The sequence below is a fragment of the Treponema sp. C6A8 genome, assembly GCF_000619925.1.
In the GTDB taxonomy this organism is placed as follows: domain Bacteria; phylum Spirochaetota; class Spirochaetia; order Treponematales; family Treponemataceae; genus Treponema_D.
Window position 1 is genome coordinate 89,849 of sequence record NZ_JHVB01000001.1, and the last position, 17,812, is coordinate 107,660.

Sequence of the window (17,812 nt, forward strand, 5' to 3'; positions counted from 1 at the left end):
TCCTCCTTATTTTGTAAGAGTGTCTATTAATGCCCCGAGCTTTTCGCAGGTTTCAGTAAACTCGCGCTCAGGCTCCGAATCATATACAATTCCACCGCCCGCCTGCAGGTTCCAGATGTTTCCTTTGCGAAGGGCGCAGCGGATTGAAATACAGAAATCAAGGTCTCCGCTTGGCTGGATATAGCCCACAGCCCCCGCATAAAAACGGCGCTTTGTTTTTTCAAGGCCGCTTAAAATCTGCATGGCGCTGATTTTTGGAGCCCCGCTTACAGTTCCAGCCGGGAAGGAAGCCCTGAGTACCTGAATAGGCTTTACACCATCGCGAACTTTTCCTTCTGTTGTACTTACAAGGTGAATTACGTGGCTGAAAAGTTCACATTCCATGTACTGGGAAACTTCTACCGAACCGATTTCGCATACCCGGCCCAGGTCGTTGCGGGCCAGGTCTACCAGCATAAGGTGTTCAGCCTGTTCCTTGGGATTATTTTTAAGTTCCATTTTTAATTTTTCATCTTCTGCTTCAGATTTTCCGCGGCGGATAGTTCCCGCAATCGGATGGATTACAGCCTTTCCTTTACGAACGCGGACAAGACTTTCCGGAGATGCACCTGTAAACTGGAAATCTCCAAAATCAATGTAGAAAAGATATGGAGAAGGATTTACCTTGCGGAGCTTTCCGTAAACTGCCATTGCAGGGGCCTTGCATTCAATCTGAACGCGGCGGCTTGGAACCGCCTGAATGATGTCTCCTGCAATGATGTGCTTTTTAAGGGCATTTACCTTCTGAATGTATTCTGCCTTTGAGGCTTCCAGGTCTGTAATCATTTTGTAATCAAAAGTTTGATTTTCCTCCTCAACATAGGAGAAGTCCATATCGTTGATTCGCTTTAAAAGCTTATCCATGGCAGCCTGCAAATCAATCTGATGCTCATTGTAGTTGAGGGCAAAAATATGCATTTCTTCTGTAAAGTGGTCAAAAATGATGTAAAGGTGTCCTGTTACAAAAAGGCTTTCCGGGATTTCAAGATTATCCTTCTGCTCGAAGAAGCGGATATTATCGCAGTGCTTTGCAAACTCGTAGCTGAGGTAGCCAAGACCAGAGGCAGGGAGCGGCAGTTCTGAAAGTGGTCCCTGAGGAAGTTCGTTCTGGCGGGCAACGTAGAGAAGGGCGTCCAGAATATCAGGAGTTTTTTCATGACCAAGAGCATCAAGACTTTTTTCTCCGCCCATGCAGGCTTCTGCATCAAAAAGTGATTCTTTTCCTTCTATTAAAAATGTGATTTTGTCATCTTCCTGTTTGATTTTAAAGGCTTCTTCAGTCATTAAAATTGAATAGCGTTCCCGCCCCTTGGCAAAACTTGCAGATTCCAGAATGGCTTTTGCTCCAATCTTTTTAGCAAGCAGGTAAGGTGTATAGCGCGAGTTTGGAATGCATTTGTAAATAAAATCAGTCCGTTTTTCCATCGTTTCCTCCGCAGAAGTTCTCAGTGCAGTTTCATGTTACTGTTAGTAGTAACGTATCTATATATAGAAACATACACTATGAAACTGTTTCTGTCAATAGAAACGTAAAAGAAAAATTTACCTACATTGTAATAATCCGAATAAAAGGCTAAAATATATCATAAAATTTTATTCAGATTGGGGATATTAATGATTACAGTAAGCGATGTAAGCGTTTCATTCAGCGAAAAACCGCTTTTTAAAGACGTAAACCTTAAATTCAATAAAGGAAACTGTTACGGAATTACCGGTGCAAACGGTGCCGGAAAATCTACATTTTTGAAGCTGCTTTCAGGCGAGCTTGAACGCGATTCAGGCGATATTTTTATGACACCAGGCGAGCGAATGGCCGTTTTGAAGCAGGACCACTTTGCCTACGACGAATATTCTGTAAAAGACACTGTTATGATGGGCTTCCCAAAGCTTTACGAAGTTTCTAAAGCCCGCGACGAAATCTATGCTAAGGCTGAGTTTACAGAGGAAGACGGAATTAAATCTGCAGAGCTTGAAGCTGAATTCGGCGAACTTGGCGGTTACGAAGCAGAAAATCAGATTGAACAGATGCTTTCAGGTCTTGGTCTTGAAGAAGAGTTCCACGACAAAATGATGAGTGAACTTGATGAATCTCAGAAGGTTCGCGTTCTTCTTGCACAGGCAATTTACGGTAACCCTGATGCCCTGATTCTCGATGAACCTACCAACGGTCTGGACATTGAATCAATCACATGGCTTGAAAACTTCCTTCTGGACTTTGAAAACACTGTAATTGTTGTATCGCACGACCGTCACTTCCTCAACACAGTTTGTACTTACATCTGTGATATCGACTTTGGAAAAATCACTCAGTTCAGCGGAAACTACGACTTCTGGTATCAGATGACCCAGATTATGCAGCGCCAGGCCCACGAACAGCAGAAAAAGACAGAAGATAAGATGAAGGATTTGCGCGAGTTCATCCTCCGCTTCTCTTCAAACGCTTCTAAGGCTAAACAGGCAACATCACGCAAAAAGATTTACGACAAGCTTGCAGAAAGCATGGAAGAAATCCCTGTTTCTACCCGTAAGTTCCCATATGTAAGCTTTAAGGCAGACCGCGAAATCGGAAACAACGTTCTTGATATTAAAGGTCTCAACTTTAAGGATGCAGACGGCGTTCAGCTTCTTAAGGATTTTTCTTTGAGCGTTGGCCGCAACGATAAAATCGCCTTTGTCGGTATTGAACATAACTCAAAAACAGCGCTTTTCGACATTATCAACGAGGTAAAAAAGGCAGATTCAGGCGAATATTACTGGGGACAGACAACTTCCCACACATATCTTCCACGCGATACTTCAGAATATTTTAACAATAATCTGAACATCACAGAATGGCTCAAGCAGTATTCTAAAGATCAGGACGATGCTTATGTCCGCGGCTTCCTGGGCCGTATGCTCTTTTCCGGTGACGAATCCCTCAAAAAGGTAAAGGTTCTTTCGGGTGGAGAAAAGGTCCGCTGTATGCTTTCAAAGCTTATGCTGAGCGGCGCAAACGTTCTATGTATGGATGATCCTACAAACCACCTTGACCTTGAAGCAATTCAGTCTTTGAACGAAGGTTTGATTGCCTTCCCTGGTGTTGTACTCTTTACCTCACACGACCACGAGTTCATTCAGTCTATCGCCAACCGCATTGTAGAAATCACACCAAACGGAATCATCGACCGCATGATGAGCTTTGATGATTATATTAAAGACGAAAGCGTTGCCGAGCTCCGTAAGAAGCTGTATGAAGGCACCGGCAAGAAGTTGAAGTATAGAGTTTAAAAGATTGTCACACGGATGAACAATGATGTAGCTGTTTTACAGGACATTGCAGATACTCTGGAAACTGAGCCGATGGCAAGTCAGCGGGTGCTGGCGGAAAAGGCAGGGATGTCTATCGGGCTGATGAATGCCGTCCTCAAGCGTTTTGTGGAGCGCGGCTGGATTATGCTTACGAACGTAAATTTACGAAAGCTTTCCTACGCTGTAACTCCGGCCGGGATTTCTGAACTTACTGCCCGCAGCCAGAAGTTTGCCAGACGAACCTTTGCCATTGCAAACAATTACAACGAAGCCCTTCTTAAACTAGTTGCTGATGCAAAAGATTCCGGAAAAGAGTCTGTAATTCTTTACGGCGAAAGCTACATCAAATTCCTTCTTGTATATGCCTGCCAGAATCAGGATGTAAAATTTATTCAAAAAAAATCAGATGAAGCTTACGATTCAAAAGCCCTTTGTATTGCAGGTGAACTTAATGAGCCTGCTGAACTTGAACGTCTTTCTAACCAGGGCTGCATCAATCTTTTAAATCTGATTACACAGTAGTTTTTATATGGAAGAAAAAAAGATTTACTGCATCTGGGTTCGGACCGGGCAGGAAGATAATTATGTAAAGGAAATGCAGCCCCTCCTTGATTCCGGGGAACTTGAAATTACAGGCAGGCTCTACGTCCTTAAAAAGCAGATGCGCCTTAAAAACGGAAAAGAATATATGGATCTCTTTTTTCCAGGCTATGTCTTTTTTGAAACTTCTGAAACCGAAATCATAAAACTTCTACCTCTAAAAAAAGGGAAAGGCTTTGTAAAAATTCTTCCTCAGACTTCTGCTGCCCAGCCTCTTGTTCAAAAAGATTTGAATATCATCCGTTCTATTTTACGCTTCGGTTCAACAATCAGCATTGTTCACGTAGACTTTAATGAGGACGATAAAATCGTAATTCTTGACGGTCCTTTCAAAGACTTTGCCGGAAAGATTGTAGCCGTCAACCGCCGCAACAAGCGGGTAAACGTACAGTTTGACTTTATGAACGGGTTGAAAATTGTCGGACTGACCTACGAAGTGGTAAAGAAGGTGTAGGAGAAGTTTTTTAATAATTTTTTTTATAGACATTAGATAAATGGATTTACAATCTTTTTTTCTTCTAATGATGGCGAATTATTTCCGAGTGTTGAATAAAGTCGATCTGTTTCTTTTTTGGTAATTTCCAAGAGTATAGAGAGAAGTTTTAGTTTTTCACTGTAGTCTAATTTTGTCAATTGTTGCAAAATATAATCCAAATTAGGAGAATTTTTTACTACTCCTGAATCATGAACTTCTAATTTTTGTAGATTATGTATTTTATATTTGGCTTCGTGATGTTGTGTATCGGTATTTTGTAGTTTTCCGTCAATTATAAAATCATATGGTACTTTGTATATCTTTGCCAATTGTGTAATTATTTTTACAGGAGGATTTACTTCGCCTTTTTCATACTTTATGTACATCTGACGCGAAACTCCTAAAAGATGTGCTATTACATTTTGTGATAAATTATTCTGTTCTCTGAGTTTTTTTAATGTTTCTGTCATACTATGCTGATACAATTTTGCAATAATTTGATAAATGTCGTCTTTGTGATGGACTTAAAAGAGGATTCTTATCACTTCCATGAATTTCTGTATGATATTTACTTCTTTTTGTCGGCTTATAAATTACAAAGGCATTTACTGCGAGACATAATTCAACTGTTACTGATATTATACAACCTATAAAGAATTTTTTCATGTTTGAAACAACATCTTCTTCACAACGATAGTCACCACGTTCTACAGACAGTCCTTTTTTATCTAAAAAAGCAGCAGAAGAAACATGTAAATCATCTCTCCAAAACATTTTTCTATGTTCAGGTGGAAAAACAGCACGATATAATAATTCATCATTTCTAAAAATATTATTCATAAAACTCCTCAAGCATCTGATTTATATAATAGTGTGAACAAGGAATAGTTCCGGATGTTTCTGAGCCATCTTTTGTTATTTTAAGGAATTCTAATAGTTTTAATTTTGATATCTGGAATTCAAGGTAACTTCCGTCTTCAAAGTTATATTCAATTTGAATGGAATCATTTGCAGTTGGAAAAACTTGTGGTTGTTTATTTAGTTCAAAAAGAAGTTCTTTTACTTTATTGATTAGTTTTTTTGAAAAACGTGATGCTCCATTACCATTCCAGTTTTTTGGTAATTTTTGTATTTCATTTAATTTTTGCAGATTAGCGAGTAAATCTTTTGAATATATTTTCTCTGCAGTTTCTTGACGTAATTTATCTGTAATTATTTGGCGAATACTTTTCCCAGTTAAAGAGGATTCATTTTTAACAGCATTCTGAATTTCAAATGGTATTGGAATAAACATAATAAACCTTCCTTCTGGTTATTTATGATTTGAATGAGTAATACATTCTGATTAATAAGATAATACACAATTAACTGAGTGTCAAATAAAATTTACTTACAATTGTAAAAAAAAATATACTATAAACCTAAAAGTTTAGAGTGATATTTTTTATACAATCGAACTGTGATGCCCGTTTGCTTACAGCTTCCTGAATGTAAGATATCCGTACGATAAAATTATTGCAACATAACCGGAAATATATTTCAATATAAGTGTGATTATGTTGTAACATAAGTTTGCTTATATTGTAACATAAGCATGATTATGCAGCTGAATAAAGAGAATTATATTGCTGTATAAGTTTGATTATGTGACTGTATACGGAGATATGTCCGTGATACAGTCATAGTGGGAGGTGGGGGGACTTAGTATTTGTTTCTCAGCTGGATTACAGAATGTACCTGATATTTTTTAAGTACAAGGTTCCAGTGGGTAGAGGCTGTGCTTAAAGCTTTAAAGCCGAAGTCAGTGCGGAATTCTTTTAGAGATTTTCCGCTCATCATGTAATGGAACGCGCTTTTTTGTTTGTCTGAAAGTTTATTGTAAATATCTGAGTTCGATTCATAATTTTTATTTTTTAGTATAATACTTCCTTTTGAATGGTAGGATGTATTGGTTTCAATGGCTTTTTTGCAGTGAATTAATTCATCCTGGTGCTTAAGATTAATGAGTATGTGCCGTATTCCATGTTGAAAAAGCAGTTCCAGATTTTTCTGCGATACAGAAACCTGTGAAAGTCCAAGAATGTGTTCCTTTACATTCTTCTTTGCAAGAGAAATAGCAAAATCCAGCTGCCAGAAATGTAATGATGCATTAATACAGATTGAATCAAACTGCTCTGGTGAATTTTTGAGTTCATCAGTTGTTCCTGCAAAAAAGATTCTGCAGTTTCCAAAAAGGAAGTTTACTGTGGGTGTTAAAAATACCGCCTGGTTTTGTGGGAAACCATAGATTAAAACTTTTTTCATAGCTTTTCTCCATATTTTTAGTTATTTTTAGTACTTTTGTACTATAAATATCGGAATGTTATAAAGTAACATAACAAAAAATTATAAAATAAATTCAAACTGCGGCCACAGATAATGAAAAATGCATGTCACTGCAGCCGCAAGTTGGGCTAACTGTTATTTATTCAACTATAAAAGTCTTGTCAAACACTTCACAAACAGTTTCTTTTGACGGATTCTGTTTTGATTTTTGTGTCTTAATCATAAGACTGTAGGTTCCTGACGCTAAGGAAGCTGGAACAGAACAAATTATTTCTGCAGTTCCATTCTTTGCCATTTTATCATTCTTAATACATACTTCTTCCTTTGTGTCCCTGTTTACAAAATAAAGACCAACATCTTCGTTTGTACCGGTAATAAAAAGATTTTTGCCCTTAATTACAAGCTGACCGCCTGGGGTGAAAACACCGTCTTTTCCGCTTTCAATATCAAGCACTTCAATAAGTTCCGGCATATGAGTATTGCCCTGACCAATTACCGGACGAACAGTAGATGCAAGCTCCTTAGTTTCCTTATTTGTTCTGAATCCAATGTCAATAAAGTGCTTTAATGGATCAAAAACAGACTGACTTGATTCAAAACTCCCCAGAAGCTTTGCATAAAGGACGCCAATTCCAAAGTCAACTACGGCACCGTTCAGAATACGGTCAATCATGGCTGCGTTCAGCTTGTTCCATAAAGTAACAATTCCTACCGTGTTTTCATTAGAAATTACACCTGTTGCAATAAGATCATTTGCAATGTCTTCCATGCTGAGTCTATTACGGAACATTGTTTTTGCATGGTAGGTAACCTTTCCGTCTTCCGTTTTACGCATATTTGTAGGGTAGAGTCTTACCGGAAGTTTATACGATTTGTATTCAATATTTTCCTGTGCAAGTGTGTTAATATTCATTTTATTTTATACTCCTGTTTCTGGTGTTTCTGATTTTATTTTTGTAATTATTTCTTTTCCGGTGCGGTTTGCGATGATTCCAAAGACCAGTGAACACCACACTACGCCAGAAATTATCCCGCACTTTAGAAAAAAACAGCCGACCACAAATGCAAGTCCCTTAAAGCTGATAAGCTTAGCCACAAGATATATAACCCTTTTGAGCACCAGCATGAACAGCTGCCTGAATGTGCTTTGAATCAGGTTTATGCCCATTTACCCTCCTTGAGTTTACGTCTGGTGAAAAGAAACGGCGAATATATTCTCTTAAGTTCCGTAAGTGTGCGCGGTGTGCCGCCATGTTCTTCCAGGCTTGATTCGTTCATGAATAAACCTTTACCCATGTAACCGGCTACGTGAACGGCTTTTCCTTCATTGTTTAAGAAGAAAGCTGCCTGAATGCCGTCGTAGTCTTCTGCAGGAACTGTAAAATAATTTCTGTATAAAGAATCTGCCGTAACCCGAATGTTTTTTTTGTACAGTGCATTAAGGCTTGCGCAGACTGTGCCGGAACAGTCACTGCTTTCTGTAGTTTCATCACCCCATACATAAGGTGTGCCGTTAAATTCTGCAAGCAGATTGTGGAACATTTCCATCTTGCCGCAGCCCTGAGCTTCAAGAAAATCTGAATACTTTTTCAAACTTTCTTCTGCCTGTTTTGAATAGTCTTTCATGAAGACCTCCTGTGTTTTTAAGATGGTCTAACCATAACAGAAAAAAGAGGCGAAAAAACTCGTAGTTTTATTAACGTGTGGTGGGGAAATGATGTAAATTGATATTGATTCCTACTGAAAATCAAGCGATAAATCAAATCAAAAGCAGGAAGATGTTGAAAAAGAAATAATTCTAAAATCAGAGATTCCGTTAGGAATCTCCAATCCGTGTGATATTGTTTTAGTGAGGTTCATATGCTTAAATACGAAGAACAAACCGGTAAAATTATAAATGTCGTATCCGTGAAAAAATGTAGAGAAATTCCGGCGTTGCCTGTTTATATGCCCCTTGAAGAAAATATTTTTTATTCAGAAATTCATGATTCAGAAGAAAAAATTGGACTTTCTGGCAGTAAATGCAATTAATAAGATTAGAGAAGTGATTTTTGTTTTCATTTAATTATTTCCTATGATTTTTTAATATACGTGGCCATTAGTCAGGGCTGAAAAATATAGCAGAAAAGAAAATTTGATGCTATATGTAATATTCAATTTATCAGGAAATCTGTAGTATAACTATTTTTAAATGACAAGCTAACTTAATATTGTATTAATTGATATATATATAATCATTAGAATTCCTTACGATCATCGATGCTCAGAATTTAAACATATTAATAAAATAAAATAATTTCTTATTGTTCTGAAGCAGGCTGATTTTCTCAGAATTTCATGCAAGAAAAATCTTACAATTTGTAATAAACAGCTTTTATCCGATAAATGTAAAGAGTGCCTTAAAAAAACTCTTAATTATTTATAATATGGAAGCGCTGTTTTATTCACAAAATGAGAAATTTTTTTGACAAAAGATTCTATGTATGATATATTTGTTACTAACAGTACCTGTTCTTATTTTGTTTCCTCGTGAAACATTATGTAGAGCAGGCCTTTTTTTTATTATGCAAAAAATAGAGTTTACAAAACCTGCATTAACAATCTCTCAACAAATAGCAAGATTAACCTCAAGAGGAATGACAATAAATGATGTCAGTATGGCTCACAAAAAATTGTCTGAATTAAATTATTACAGATTAGAAGGATATTGGTTACCATTCGAATCAGACCATAAATGTGCCACCTTCATAACAGGTTCTAATTTTTCCCTTGTTTTGAATTGGTATAATGTTGATATGGAATTGCGGTCTATTCTTTTTGAAGCAATCAGTTCTATAGAGGTGTCTTTTAGAACTAAATGGGCTTATTATCTATCAACAAAATATGGACCCTTTAGTTATTTAAATCCACAATATTTTCACGATAGAAAGAAATGGTTAGAATCGATAAATAAATTTTCTGCAGATGTGTTTAGGTCAAAAGAAAATTTTGTAAAACATTTTATTGAAACTTATAAAGAGTTTTTTCCGCCTGAATGGGCTGCTGTAGAAGTTATGTCTTTAGGAACTTTGTCTCATTTATATGAATATATGAACGAAGAAATGCCTGTGGACTCATCTGATTTAATACCAGCTAAGGCTGCAATTGCTAATGATTATGGTTTGTCAATTAAAGAACTTGTGTCTTGGATGCGTACAATAAATGTATGTAGAAACTTTTGTGCCCATCAATCTAGATTAATAGCATCATATCTAACATCGCAGCCAATTGCGCCTAATTCAACTAATCCTTTATCCCATGTATGGTGTTTTCAATATATGGCAAAAGATAATATTTCTATAGAATTACTACCAGATGGAATGTTGAAGACTTGTACAGGAGTAGAAATTTTATTGTCTGGAAGAAGTTCTGTTGGGGATTTACCAACAGGATTATTAATTTATTTACCTGATAATGCAATTATAAGAAATGATACAGGTGATGCTTATAATCTACCTGATGGAACTGTTCTATTACTACCAATAGGGTATAAGATTGGGGTTCTAACAAATACAATTTTTAAAATTCCCAAAGGTTCAATTTTAACATTTCCACTAAGTTTTACACCGGGGGTTTCAGATTTAGAGCCTTTTTGTACACGAACGAATAATTTATGGTATAATGCTGTAATTTCGATTTGCTATATGTATAATAAAGTAATGGGTACAGATGCAATAAAAGAAAAAATACGCAATTTATTAAAGAAAAATACAATATGCTCACATTTGTTAGGTTTTCCCAAAAACTGGGAGACTATAAGTTATTGGCTATAAATGCGATACACTGTTCAGTTATTGGGATTCGGCATATAAGATTTCCTCCGTCATATGAAGTAGGAATCATCATATAGTTTTAGTACATAGAAACGGTATATCATCTGTTGTAAATGCTGATATATAATTTAGAAAACTGTCCAGAATAAATTGCACTACTATATATGAATTTTCGGTTGAAGAGTATGGTTTATTTCGTATTGAATGGAATTATAAATATTTAAACAATAGAAAAGAATAGAAGCCAAAGTTTTTAGTAATTTAATTTATATTCAATTTTTGAACATTTACCCCAAGTCATGCGGTATAATAAAATTATTATATTAAAAGGCAACCAGTGTCAGGCTCGGAGCTTGGTTCAAGCACGGCAAGCCGGGTGGGGTAATCTTTCTTTTTGGTGACTGCGTTTTTACACGTATTTGCCAGTGGGAAGGTGTCCTATTTATCAATTATCAGATGAAAATTGTAAAAAACAAATAAAAAGTTATGTTACTGATTTAGAACTAACAAATGGAGTAAAGCAGCCTGATGATAAGTTAGACTTTTATATAATGAAACTTCTATTCTTTACGACAAAAATAGAGAATGTTAATCTTGATATTATATCTGTTTTAACTTCTTATCCTCCGGATACTTTCTCTTCAAAATTTTTTCCTTTGCAAAATATGGTTACTTCTATATGTAAAATAGAAAAGAGTTTTGCTGAATAATTAAAAGCTATAAAGATGACGAAGTTACTGCAAGAATTAATAAAACCAGAGAAACTTTTAGAACAAATTTGAGAAGTTTAGAAAGAAAAGAACTTAATAACTCGTATGGGTGCTAATAAAAACAGTTATTGGATAATAAATACTTCAAGCACATACCTACCACAGGCAACAACCCACAGAAAATAAATTCTGCTTTTGGTAAAATAATAATAAAAGTTGTGACAAAAAGGGAATGGTTTTAGGCTATGGATGAAAATATAGTTTTTGATGAAGATGGATTTCCGACTCTTTGTATTGTAAAAGAGAGAGGAAGAGAGGGGCTTTCTCTTCCTGATATAAAAATTGCTTCAAAATCGTTTTTCAGGCTTGATTATAATATGTGCCCTGTAAATGCATTCGGTATGTTTTCTGCACCGCAAGGACAATATTCTGGTGTATATATGAAAACAAGAGAGCATACCTTCGGGATTATGCTGGGGGAAGAATGCAATCCGTTTTTATATCGTGGCGAAAATCAAAAATATGATGATTTTGTACCATCTGCAAAAAGATATGATTTATCAAAAATTGATTCTAAATTAAAACAGTGCCTCAGCTGGATTAAAAAGCAGGAATTTATCAATCTTTTTAAGGAATCTCCATATTATAAACGCTGTAAGAAGTTTTCTGTCTTAGATTGTAATTACGATTTTGATTTGGAAGCAGTAGCTCAGCATTATGGTTTTGATACTAATTACATTGATGTAACAAAAGATTTGTTTACTGCCTTGTTTTTTGCCTATACCTATAAAGATAATAATGGCTATCATCCAATAGCAGACTTTTCAAAATATAGGCCAATGCTTTATACAGCAAATATGCAACTGTTTGATGAAAATATAATGGACCAGATAAAAATTATTGGTTTTCAAGCTGTAATGCGTCCTTATAAACAAAATGCGCTTGCTATAGATTTGTCTGATGTGTCAGTAAAGAAATATTTTTCTGTCTGGGAATTGCCAAAAGATTTTGCTGTTTCTAATGCAGTATTTGAACATTTTTATAAGGGTGCAGTTCTTTTTCCAGATGAAATAATATCAAGGCATGCAGATTATATTTTGAATGATAATAATATTGATAGTTCTTTACTAAAAGAATTTTGCGTGAGTAATAAGCTGGATTATGACACTGTAAAAGAAAATCTTGAAAAAGAAGGCTTTGCACTAACAACTTTACATTATGCTTTTTCGCCTGCAGAGTTATGTGTTATGAATACCGAAATATCTGGTGGAATAATTCCTTTTTTGAAAACAAAAATAGCATATAGGGGAGTGAGTCCTATGGCAAGTGGGCAATAAATTTCGAAGAACTGAAAATCTGTAAATATTCAAAAATTGAACACTTGAATATAATCATACGGAATACTAAAATTGAAATATTAAAGACAGCCATTGTCTGCTATGGAGTTTGGTTCAAACACGTAAAACAGGGTGGGGAAAACTTCTTTTATAGGTGGTTGCGTTATTCTACGTTTATGCCAAAGGGAGAGTTATATTTAAATCTGTGTTTAATATTATTAATAAATATTTTATATAATTTTAATTATTTTTAGAGGAAAATCATATGCTTTCAAATTCAACAATTCTCATTACTGGTGGTACAGGTTCATTCGGTAACACATTTGTGCCAATGACTCTTGCAAAGTATAATCCAAAAAAAATCATCATCTATTCTCGTGATGAAATGAAGCAGTGGAACATGGCAAAAAAATTTCAGGGGGATGAGCGTGTTCGTTTTTTTATTGGTGATGTTCGTGATAAAGAACGTCTTATGAGAGCTCTTGATGGGGTTGATTATGTTGTTCATGCAGCTGCAACAAAAATTGTACCAACAGCTGAATACAATCCTTTTGAATGTATTAAAACAAATGTTCATGGAGCTATGAATCTTATTGATGCTTGTCTTGATAAAGGTGTAAAGAAACTTGTGGCTCTTTCAACTGATAAAGCTTGTAAACCTGTAAACCTTTATGGTGCAACAAAGTTGTGTTCAGATAAAATTTTCGTAGCTGGAAATTCTTATTCTGGAGGTAAATCAACAAAGTTTGCTGTTGTTCGTTACGGAAATGTAATGGGTAGCCGCGGTTCTGTTATTCCGTTCTTTATGGAAACTGCAAAGACTGGTAAACTTACTATTACTGATAAACGTATGACTCGCTTTATGATTTCTCTAGAACAGGGTGTTGAACTTGTATGGCATGCTTTTGATGACATGGAAGGTGGAGAAATCTATGTAAAAAAAATCCCTTCAATGAATATCTGTGATATTGCTTCTGCAGTTGATGCAAAGGCCGAACAGGTTGAAATTGGAATTCGTCCTGGCGAAAAGTTACATGAAGCTATGATTAGTCAGGAAGATGCATTTTATACATATGAATATCCAGAACATTTTAAGATTTTACCACAAATTTGCGAATGGGGTACTATTGAGAAAATGATAAAAGGTGGAAAGCGTGTTCCTGAAGGATTTAGTTATACATCAGATAATAATACTGAATGGATGACAATTCCCCAGTTGCAAGCTTGGATTGAAAAGAATCGTGCAAAAGTTGGAAATATTTAAAATTCAGACTTTGGAGTTTTAATTATGAATACTGATATTTCAGATATTTCTGTCGTAATATGTACAAGAAATAATAAAAATAATATTCAAACTGTTGTTCAAAGTGTTCTTATTCAGAATCCTGGAGAATTAATTGTTGTTGATGGCAATTCTTCTGATGGAACAAAAGAAATTCTTGAAAAGATGCCTGTAAAAGTTCTTACTGATCCAGGAAAAGGTTTAGCTCTTGCAAGGCAAATAGCTTTAGATGTTGTTCAATGTAAATATACTCTTTTTGTTGGAGATGATAATGTAGTACCTGATGGAAATATTGCTAAGTTAAAACAGTATATGTTAAATCATGATTGGGTGGGTGCAGCATTTCAAACACGAATTAAAGAGGCTGAAGTAAATTATTGGTCTTACTGTGCAAATTGGCGATGGATAACTCGCTTCTTTGAAGGTGAGAGAGATGTAATAGGTACACCTTATATTTTTTATACTGATTTATTGAAAAAAGCAAAATATGATGAATTTTGTACAGATTCTGATGATAGTGATATTGAAGAAAGAATAAAAAAAATAACTTCGAAAAAATTTGGATATTCAAATCTTGAATGTTTTGAAATAGGTAAAACAAGTTTTCTTGAAACAAAGAAACGATTTTTAATATATGGTAAATCTGATGCACAATTTTGGAATAAGTATAAAAATGGCTGGAAGGTTAAGAGAAAAATTCTTTCTATAATTCATCCTTTTAAGGATGAATTAATAAATCCATTAAAAAGAATAAAGTCTTTTAGAATAAGATTAAAAGTATTTCCATATTTCTTTTATATAACAATTGTTAGATATATTGGTTGGGTGAAAGAAATAAATATTATAAGGAATAAGCAAAAATGAAGAATTGTATTCTGTATGGTGCTGGTAGTGATTTAGAGAAAATTTTACCCCTACTAAGGAAGAACGATTACAATCCATTATGTATAATTGATGGTAATCCTCAGAAAGTTGGTAAAATAATTTATGATATTCCTGTTGTTTCATCAGAAAAAATCTTTGATTATAATTCTAAAATAATAATAATTACTGCAAGCTTTTTTGATAGTATACATGAGAATTTAGTAAAGATTTTGGATAGTAATATAAATGAATATTCTATTTTAGTTTCTCCTTATGCTTGGCTTATGCTTGTTAATGTAGAATATAATTCTGATTTATTAAAACGAGCTGCAGAATTTATTGAAGATAATAAGGAAAGTATAGTTAAATTATATGATTGTTCTGACAGAAAGACTGATGACATATTAAATTTTTTAATAGGAGCAAGGACTGAAAAGTTTTATAAATTCTATGAATACAACCTTATTCAAGGTATGCAATATGTTGAAGGGTATTTCTATGAAAATGAGTTAAAAGATATTGGTTCGTTTACTTTTGTTGATGTAGGTGCCTATATTGGAGATACATACAAAGCAATGATTTCTATGTATAACAATATGATAAACTACTATGCATATGAACCTTCTGAAAAAAATTTTAAGTTACTTAAAAAGTTTAGTTCTGAGAGAAACAATGATAACTGTGTTTTAGAATGCAGAAATTATGCTTTGGGTGATATGAATGGTCAGATATCTTTTGGTAAACAAGGGGCAGAATTTGGAATTATAAATGATTCTAATTCAAGTTTTTGTGAGAAAATTAATGTGAAAAGGTTGGATGATGACAATATTAATGTTATAGGAAAACTTGTAATTAAAATGGATGTCGAAGGTTCGGAAATGGAAGTTCTGGGTGGGGGGCTTGAAACGATTAAAAAGTATAATCCTATTATGGCTATATGTGTATATCATAGATATCAGGATATTTATGATATACCGAAATTTTTGATTGATAATGGCTTAAAATATAGATTTATCTTAAAATCTGGTATTCATACACATTTACTTGCGATTCCAATTAAATAATAGAGAATATAATGAGTATTATAGCAATAATCACAGCTCGAGGTGGATCAAAAAGAATTCCCAAAAAGAATATAAAACCTTTTATGGGAAAACCAATGCTTGCTTATGCAATTGAAGCTGCAAAAGAATCAGGTTTGTTTGAAGAAATAATGGTGTCGACAGATTCTGAGGAAATCGCAAATGTTTCAAAAGAATATGGTGCAAAAGTTCCATTTATGCGTAGTGAACGAACAAGTAATGATTTTGCAACAACATTTGATGTTCTTGAAGAAGTAATTACAGAATATAAAAAACAAGGATTTGAATATGAAGAACTTTGCTGTATATATCCATGTGTGCCATTTTTGACATCGAAGACTTTAAGAGAGTCATATATTGCTTTGAAACAGTCTAATGCAGATGCTTTACAACCTGTATGCAGATATCCTGCACCTGTAGAATGGGCTATGAAAATTGAAGATGGTCTTTTAATACCAAATGACAAAAATGCCCAACTTATAAGATCTCAAGATTTAATTCCTAAATTTTATGATGTTGGGATGTTTTATTATTTGGAAACTAATGTTATGCTTTCTGAAAAAACAATTACACCGAACAAAACTTTAGCATACATTATAAATGAACAGGAATGCCAGGATATAGATACACAAGATGATTGGAAAATGGCAGAGATGAAATATAAATTATTGCATTTGGGAGAATAATATGAAAGTCATAAATCGTTCACTCAAGAAATCTAATGAATTATGGAAACAGGCACAAAATACAATTCTTTCAGGCGTTCAATTGTATAGTAAAGGACCTGAAACACATATACAAGGTGTTTCTCCAATATATATTGACCATGCAAAAGATGCCCATGTTTGGGATCCTGATGGAAATGAATATATTGACTATGATATGGGACTTGGACCAATTTTACTTGGATATTGTTATAAGCCTGTTGATGATGCTGTTCGCCGTCAGTTGGAAAGAGGAATGGGGTATTCACTCGTTGCTCCTGAGGAAGTAGAATATGCAAAGCTCTGTATTGAAAACATTCCTTGTGCTGAAAAAGTTCGTTTTTTAAAAACAGGTTCCAGTGCAACAGAAGCTGCTGTACGCATTGCACGTGCCTATACAGGTAAAAAACATATTCTGCGCGGTGAATATCACGGTTGGCATGAGTGGACGACAGCTGCTGAAAGTGTGCGTCAGGGCGGAATTTTGGAAGATTTAAAGAAATATGTTCATAAATTCGACTATAATGATTTTGATGCCGTTGAAAAATATTTTGAGCAATTTAAGGGGGAAGTTGCAGCTGTTATAACTGAGCCTGTGCAGGTTGATGCTCCTGAAAATAAGTTTTTGGAAAAATTGCGAGATATCTGTCAACAGAAAGGGGCACTTTTAATATTTGATGAAGTTGTTGACGGTTTCAGATTCAGTATAGGCGGAGCTCAGAAATATTTTGGCATAACGCCGGATATGGCAACTTTTGGCAAGGCTGCTGCTAACGGAATGCCGCTTTCAATCGTAGCTGGTAAAAAAGAAATAATGGATGCGGTTGATAAAAAGGTATTTATTTCAACAACATTCGGTGGTGAATGTCTTTCTCTTGCAGCTGGTATTGCTGTAATGAATGAATTAAAAAACAAACCTGTTACGGAACGGCTATGGAGTCTAGGCACAAAGATACAGGATAATTTTAGATTTCTTGCACAAAAAATCGGAGTTCCGATTGATTTAGCAGGATATCCTGTGCGTCTTGATTTGCGATATTCTGATTATGAAGGACATCATGACTGGCTTTATAACTCAATTTTCATGCAGGAATGTGTAAAACGCGGTGTGTTGCTTGGATGGCATATATTTCCATGTTATTCTCATACTGATGAGGATATAGATTTCACATTAAATGTATTTGAAGATGCAATGAAAGTTTATAAAAAGGCATTGGATTCGGGTAATCCAGCTTCTTTTATGGAAGGAGAGCCTTTAAAAATTGTTTTAGGATAAAAACTTTTGTAGTTTTAG

General features: G+C 34.8%; 19 protein-coding genes. 11 read left to right on the forward strand and 8 right to left on the reverse strand.

All coding sequences use genetic code 11. From position 1 onward, the window contains the following. Window positions 1–6: 6 nt before the first annotated feature. Complete coding sequence (locus T530_RS0100345) at window positions 7–1,464, reverse strand: chorismate-binding protein (RefSeq protein ID WP_051537682.1); 1,458 nt, start codon at window positions 1,462–1,464, stop codon at window positions 7–9. Window positions 1,465–1,653: 189 nt separating this feature from the next. Between T530_RS0100345 and T530_RS0100350 the strand changes: the two genes are divergently transcribed. The 3 genes from T530_RS0100350 to T530_RS0100360 are packed head-to-tail and all read left to right on the forward strand — an operon-like array spanning window position 1,654 to window position 4,381. Beyond that, window positions 1,654–3,306, forward strand: a complete 1,653-nt coding sequence (locus T530_RS0100350) for an ABC-F family ATP-binding cassette domain-containing protein (protein WP_027727295.1) — start codon at window positions 1,654–1,656, stop codon at window positions 3,304–3,306. Between the two features lie 15 nt (window positions 3,307–3,321). Beyond that, the gene (locus T530_RS14480; protein WP_051537683.1) at window positions 3,322–3,849 is read left to right on the forward strand and encodes a winged helix-turn-helix transcriptional regulator; all 528 of its coding nucleotides are present in this window, start codon (window positions 3,322–3,324) and stop codon (window positions 3,847–3,849) included. A 7-nt stretch (window positions 3,850–3,856) separates the two neighbouring features. Next, window positions 3,857–4,381, forward strand: a complete 525-nt coding sequence (locus T530_RS0100360; protein ID WP_027727296.1) for a KOW motif-containing protein — start codon at window positions 3,857–3,859, stop codon at window positions 4,379–4,381. Window positions 4,382–4,413: 32 nt separating this feature from the next. Here the strand turns inward: T530_RS0100360 and T530_RS14485 are convergent, their stop codons facing one another. The 7 genes from T530_RS14485 to T530_RS14490 all read right to left on the reverse strand — a co-directional run bounded on the left by T530_RS14485 (window position 4,414) and on the right by T530_RS14490 (window position 8,353). After that, on the reverse strand, window positions 4,414–4,872 hold the full coding sequence (locus T530_RS14485) for a helix-turn-helix transcriptional regulator (RefSeq protein WP_051537684.1): 459 nt from the start codon (window positions 4,870–4,872) through the stop codon (window positions 4,414–4,416). 1 nt (window position 4,873) lies between these two features. Beyond that, window positions 4,874–5,242 (reverse strand): hypothetical protein, encoded by a 369-nt coding sequence (locus T530_RS0100370; RefSeq protein ID WP_027727297.1) that lies wholly within the window; start codon window positions 5,240–5,242, stop codon window positions 4,874–4,876. Then, window positions 5,235–5,696 (reverse strand): hypothetical protein, encoded by a 462-nt coding sequence (locus tag T530_RS13120; RefSeq protein ID WP_051537686.1) that lies wholly within the window; start codon window positions 5,694–5,696, stop codon window positions 5,235–5,237. Before T530_RS13120 ends, T530_RS0100370 begins: the two co-directional genes overlap by 8 nt. Before the next feature lie 407 nt (window positions 5,697–6,103). Beyond that, window positions 6,104–6,706, reverse strand: a complete 603-nt coding sequence (locus T530_RS0100380; RefSeq protein ID WP_027727298.1) for a hypothetical protein — start codon at window positions 6,704–6,706, stop codon at window positions 6,104–6,106. 160 nt (window positions 6,707–6,866) lie between these two features. Next, window positions 6,867–7,640, reverse strand: coding sequence for a DUF4469 domain-containing protein (locus tag T530_RS0100385; RefSeq protein ID WP_027727299.1), 774 nt, complete (start codon window positions 7,638–7,640; stop codon window positions 6,867–6,869). Window positions 7,641–7,646: 6 nt separating this feature from the next. Next, the gene (locus T530_RS0100390; RefSeq protein ID WP_027727300.1) at window positions 7,647–7,895 is read right to left on the reverse strand and encodes a hypothetical protein; all 249 of its coding nucleotides are present in this window, start codon (window positions 7,893–7,895) and stop codon (window positions 7,647–7,649) included. Further along, complete coding sequence (locus tag T530_RS14490; RefSeq protein ID WP_051537687.1) at window positions 7,886–8,353, reverse strand: NlpC/P60 family protein; 468 nt, start codon at window positions 8,351–8,353, stop codon at window positions 7,886–7,888. Before T530_RS14490 ends, T530_RS0100390 begins: the two co-directional genes overlap by 10 nt. A 234-nt stretch (window positions 8,354–8,587) precedes the next feature. Between T530_RS14490 and T530_RS15070 the strand changes: the two genes are divergently transcribed. From T530_RS15070 to T530_RS0100440, 8 genes are all read left to right on the forward strand, one after another. Next, window positions 8,588–8,758, forward strand: coding sequence for a hypothetical protein (locus T530_RS15070; RefSeq protein WP_156011472.1), 171 nt, complete (start codon window positions 8,588–8,590; stop codon window positions 8,756–8,758). 461 nt (window positions 8,759–9,219) lie between these two features. Beyond that, the gene (locus T530_RS14495) at window positions 9,220–10,539 is read left to right on the forward strand and encodes an Abi family protein (protein ID WP_215904672.1); all 1,320 of its coding nucleotides are present in this window, start codon (window positions 9,220–9,222) and stop codon (window positions 10,537–10,539) included. Window positions 10,540–11,494: 955 nt separating this feature from the next. Continuing rightward, window positions 11,495–12,586 (forward strand): FRG domain-containing protein, encoded by a 1,092-nt coding sequence (locus T530_RS0100415; protein ID WP_027727302.1) that lies wholly within the window; start codon window positions 11,495–11,497, stop codon window positions 12,584–12,586. Window positions 12,587–12,851: 265 nt separating this feature from the next. Then, a complete protein-coding gene (gene pseB, locus T530_RS0100420) occupies window positions 12,852–13,850 on the forward strand; it encodes a UDP-N-acetylglucosamine 4,6-dehydratase (inverting) (protein WP_027727303.1) in 999 nt (332 codons plus the stop codon). 24 nt (window positions 13,851–13,874) lie between these two features. Beyond that, the gene (locus T530_RS0100425) at window positions 13,875–14,732 is read left to right on the forward strand and encodes a glycosyltransferase family 2 protein (RefSeq protein WP_027727304.1); all 858 of its coding nucleotides are present in this window, start codon (window positions 13,875–13,877) and stop codon (window positions 14,730–14,732) included. Then, window positions 14,729–15,796: an FkbM family methyltransferase gene (locus T530_RS0100430; RefSeq protein ID WP_027727305.1), complete on the forward strand. Its 1,068-nt coding sequence runs from the start codon at window positions 14,729–14,731 to the stop codon at window positions 15,794–15,796. Before T530_RS0100425 ends, T530_RS0100430 begins: the two co-directional genes overlap by 4 nt. An 11-nt stretch (window positions 15,797–15,807) precedes the next feature. After that, window positions 15,808–16,500: a pseudaminic acid cytidylyltransferase gene (gene pseF, locus T530_RS0100435; RefSeq protein ID WP_027727306.1), complete on the forward strand. Its 693-nt coding sequence runs from the start codon at window positions 15,808–15,810 to the stop codon at window positions 16,498–16,500. Window position 16,501: 1 nt separating this feature from the next. Next, a complete protein-coding gene (locus T530_RS0100440; protein ID WP_027727307.1) occupies window positions 16,502–17,794 on the forward strand; it encodes an aspartate aminotransferase family protein in 1,293 nt (430 codons plus the stop codon). The last annotated feature ends 18 nt before the right edge of the window (window positions 17,795–17,812 follow it).